A 3,881-nucleotide genomic window follows, 5' to 3' on the forward strand; every position below is an offset into this window, starting at 1 on the left:
TGCTTAATTTCATTATAAAATTTTTAGTTCAAAATAGTAAGTTAAAGAAACAAATAATTCTTTATGGTAATAAATAAAAAAAAAAAGTTAAAAATTAAATAAAAATACTTGACTAAATAAAATATATCTGTTAGAATAAAAAAGAAAGGGGTTTCATTGCATGAGAAAAAAACGTGGAATTAAAAAATTAGTTACATTTGCATTGCTAGGTGTTTTTATGTTTAGTAATACAATTCCTTACCAACAGTTTATTCAGAAGAATAGACAATTGGAGATTCGAGTGCAATCACAAAAGAAGTCCAATGGTCTTGATGTTGGGAAGGCTGATTAGTTGATTAAATGATGAAAATACTATTAACTATATAGTATTTCTGTTTTATCTAATTTTTAATTAGAAAGAAGGGATTCCGATGTACTAGGGTATGATTTGTTGATATTTCTAAATGCAGTCATTGTTATTGTTAGATTTTAAGTGAAAGAAATGAGGGCTTTACGATGAAGAAAAGCATAAAAAAAATAATTACAACATCTTTACTTGCACTGACTTTAGCTGGTGCAGGTGGTTCGATTGTTTCAGCTGCAACAGTTTGGTATAAAGGTACTGCAGTTTATTGGGATTATGGTCGTACTGCTGGCCTTTGGAGCTATTCAAATGTTCAGTCTAGTGTTTACGAACACTCAGCAACTGCTAACGGGGCATTCTCAGGCTGGCAATCACCTGGAGTAGAAGCACGTGTTTCTAAATTCATCGGAACTGCTACAGCTGAATGTTACTGGAATTGTAGGTAAGTACCTATGACATACAAAAACATGTTATTAGGTAAAATGAAATACTTAATCCTGTTTTTGATTGCCATCCAGAGTGTCTTACTTGCTCTGGTGGCAATTTTTTTAGCAGGTTTACAGTATCAACAGTCATGGCAGAGTTATAATCATCATTCCGAAACTGTAACAGTTTATCTTCAGAAGTTAACAGAAGAGCAATCACAAGATGTATTTAATTATTTTTTAGAACAGAGTGACTTGTCCATATGGACAAAACGTTCTGAAAGTAGTGATACAGGAGAAGGTCTAAATAGGATTTATATAGACATCCTTGGCAGCTCTGCTGGTTTTTCAGATTTTGAAAGTACGGGTAAAATAGTAGTCTCACAACAACAATTTGCAGATTTATTATCTCATAGTGATAATAGTATGACTATTGGACTTGACAAAGGCTCAAATAATATGCTTTACGAGCTTCCAGATTTATTATTTAGCACACCTGTAGTCATTGAACGATTAGATTATACTTTTCAAAACACTAATACGATCAATGGGATATACCATATCAATGGTCTCCACGATGCTGTCTCAAGAGATAACTTTCTGTTGCATCTTTCAAAGATGTCAGATATTTCTGTTGAGGATTTGACAAAAGAAAGTTTTGGAAGTAGTACTGATCAGGGAATTTGGGGAATAATACTTGCTATCAGCATCTTAGTAAATGCCTTCATTTTACTGATTCTATTCTTAATCTGTGTTCTTCAATCCTTTAAACATTTCGGAACATTGATTCTTTTAGGATGGGATAGAAAAGAATTATGGTCTGCTTTTTTCAAAAATTCTCTACTATTTTCAATCTACATTATTCCAATTATCTCTTTATGTAGTTGGTTGTTGTCAGGCTGGTCTAGTTTTGGTTTATCATCGTTTATTCTAGTTTTTGCTGGAGTCAGCCTCTCAGTCTTGTTGCTACTATTGATATTCATTATTCCAACGATTATTGTTTATTCGGTTTCTCCATTAGCCGCAATTCATAAACGATTACCAATGAAGCCTTTAATGGTAACCTGCTTGTTATTCTATACCTTGGTAGCTGGTTTGTTAATCGCAGTCAGTTACTCTTTAGATGCTCCAACGAATCAGTTTATTGATAATATGAAAGTATCTAGGGAGTGGAAAAATGTTGAAGATATGTACGTTATCTCCAGCTTTGTTGAGGGAGATGATGTAGGTACATATGCAGGAACTACAAATTCCCTTGAGCGTAGTATGTATAACTTTTACCAGCGTATATCTGAGCTTCCAGGTGTCTATATTGCCCAAGGAAAATTTCTTAATCAGGAGTACCTTGATGCAGTCTATGGGACATACCAACATGTCCCTAAAAAACCATTTTGGTATTTGAAATTCTCCTATAATTACCTGCAAGAGTTAGGTATTCCCCTAAGTGATGAGGAGTTGCTAGAGATGAGGAATGGTACTCGACTTTATCTTCTACCTAACACGCTCAATACAGAAGAACTTGAGGCGATGAAGGCTTATTTACAGGAAAGTGTCACTGTAAAACCGGGAGATTTACAAACTAATTTCACAGAAAATCCGAAATTTATGTTCAAGGTTTACCAACCGTCTCGACCAATATTTACTTGGTCAGATTCCATTTCTTATGGTACAACTAGTGAGAATCCAGTTATTTTTGTCTCAACACCAGAGAATCTATATTTCATGGAGTCGGCAAACTTAGTTGTCAGCGGCTATAATGGTCTTTTGAAGATTCGTGATAGGGAAACAATGGAACAGGTAGTGTCCGTTTTAGAAACAGAATTTCCAGATTTAACGGATAATCGGTTGAGTTTTACAACTGTCAAGAACTTTATCAATGGTCTTCAAAAAGATCTGAGTTATACATTTTATCTTTTCGGCACGATTATAGCGATTATCATCATTACGATGATGGCTATTTTCTGGAGTTTTGTCTTAATGTACCGCTTGTTATTTGAAGAAAAATTGTATGTTCAATACTTTATGGGATTCTCACCATGGAAAAGATATATTGGTGTGGTTTCTCTCATTATTAGTTTTTCTGTGATGGAACTAATCGTTTCTATCTTGGTGGGTTCTAAGTTGGGAATAGTCATGACACTAGCTACATTTGCTTTTCAGATAATGCTTCTTTACTTCAGTTTGTTCCGTAAAGAAGGAGAGAGTATCATACAATCATTTAAGGAGTAATCTCATGTCTAGAATTTCAGTACAAAATGTATCAAAACAATTTGGTTCAAGAGAAATTTTCAAAGACTTAAGCTTTGATATTGAGGAAAATGAATTTGTAGCTTTAGTAGGACCTTCTGGTTCTGGAAAATCGACTATCCTCAATATGATTGGACTATTGGATACTGTTGACAGTGGTAAAATCCTAATCAACGGAAAAGTTTTGCCTAAGGTAAATTCGCAATCAGCAGTTCATTATCGAAGGAATGTCATCAACTATCTTTTTCAATCCAATGCACTCATTTCTACATCTAGTGTGAAAGATAACCTGATGCTTGCCATGACTTTTTCGAATTTCTCTAGACAGGAGAAAGAGCAGAGAATCAAGGAAACGCTAGAATTTGTTGGTCTACAAAATCGGTTAAATAGTAAAGTCAATGAATTATCGGGAGGTGAACAGCAGAGAATTGCGATTGTGAGAGCTATTTTAAAGCCCGGAGATATTGTCCTAGCAGATGAACCAACCGGATCGTTAGATCCTGAAATGTCTCAAAAAGCATTCGATTTGATTCGAACTTTGAGAGATCAATTTGGTAAAACAATTTTGATTGTTACGCATAACATGGAGCAAGCACGGCAATGTGATAGGATCATTTCACTGGAGTAGGTTCTTGTAAATTAACTCAAGCATTATTAGCACTTGATACGGTTACTTCTGAACCCGTTTCAAAAGAAAACTATCTTTATTCCATGTTATTTTGAGAAAGATATTGTGAAAGTCAAATATGATGATAAAGTTGAGTGGAATTTGTTAGAATTTCAAAAATTTAGAGCATTTTTGGCTTAGTAATATGTGTTGAAAGCTCAAAATCTATGGTAAAAAGTAGCTTTGAAAACGTATTGCC

General features: G+C 34.2%; 4 protein-coding genes. All 4 read left to right on the plus strand.

The features are described 5' to 3' along the window. Window positions 1-160 precede the first annotated feature (160 nt). The 4 genes from HT687_RS12255 (at window position 161) to HT687_RS11450 (ending at window position 3,643) form a co-directional block, all read left to right on the plus strand. Window positions 161-331: a PhrA family quorum-sensing system peptide gene (locus tag HT687_RS12255; protein WP_001227865.1), complete on the plus strand. Its 171-nt coding sequence runs from the start codon at window positions 161-163 to the stop codon at window positions 329-331. A 164-nt stretch (window positions 332-495) separates the two neighbouring features. Next, the gene (locus tag HT687_RS11440) at window positions 496-789 is read left to right on the plus strand and encodes a hypothetical protein (protein ID WP_000748217.1); all 294 of its coding nucleotides are present in this window, start codon (window positions 496-498) and stop codon (window positions 787-789) included. A 6-nt stretch (window positions 790-795) separates the two neighbouring features. Next, window positions 796-2,997, plus strand: a complete 2,202-nt coding sequence (locus tag HT687_RS11445) for an ABC transporter permease (RefSeq protein ID WP_172924219.1) — start codon at window positions 796-798, stop codon at window positions 2,995-2,997. Window positions 2,998-3,001: 4 nt separating this feature from the next. After that, window positions 3,002-3,643 (plus strand): ATP-binding cassette domain-containing protein, encoded by a 642-nt coding sequence (locus tag HT687_RS11450; RefSeq protein WP_000087002.1) that lies wholly within the window; start codon window positions 3,002-3,004, stop codon window positions 3,641-3,643. Window positions 3,644-3,881: the final 238 nt, after the last annotated feature.

Source organism: Streptococcus sp. 1449, from assembly GCF_013276805.1.
Classification (GTDB): domain Bacteria; phylum Bacillota; class Bacilli; order Lactobacillales; family Streptococcaceae; genus Streptococcus; species Streptococcus pseudopneumoniae.

Bases quoted from the DNA above. Each gene is read 5' to 3' on its own strand.
- HT687_RS12255 (WP_001227865.1), top strand. From the start codon at position 161: ATGAGAAAAAAACGTGGAATTAAAAAATTAGTTACATTTGCATTGCTA.
- HT687_RS11440 (WP_000748217.1), top strand. From the start codon at position 496: ATGAAGAAAAGCATAAAAAAAATAATTACAACATCTTTACTTGCACTG.
- HT687_RS11445 (WP_172924219.1), top strand. From the start codon at position 796: ATGACATACAAAAACATGTTATTAGGTAAAATGAAATACTTAATCCTG.
- HT687_RS11450 (WP_000087002.1), top strand. From the start codon at position 3,002: ATGTCTAGAATTTCAGTACAAAATGTATCAAAACAATTTGGTTCAAGA.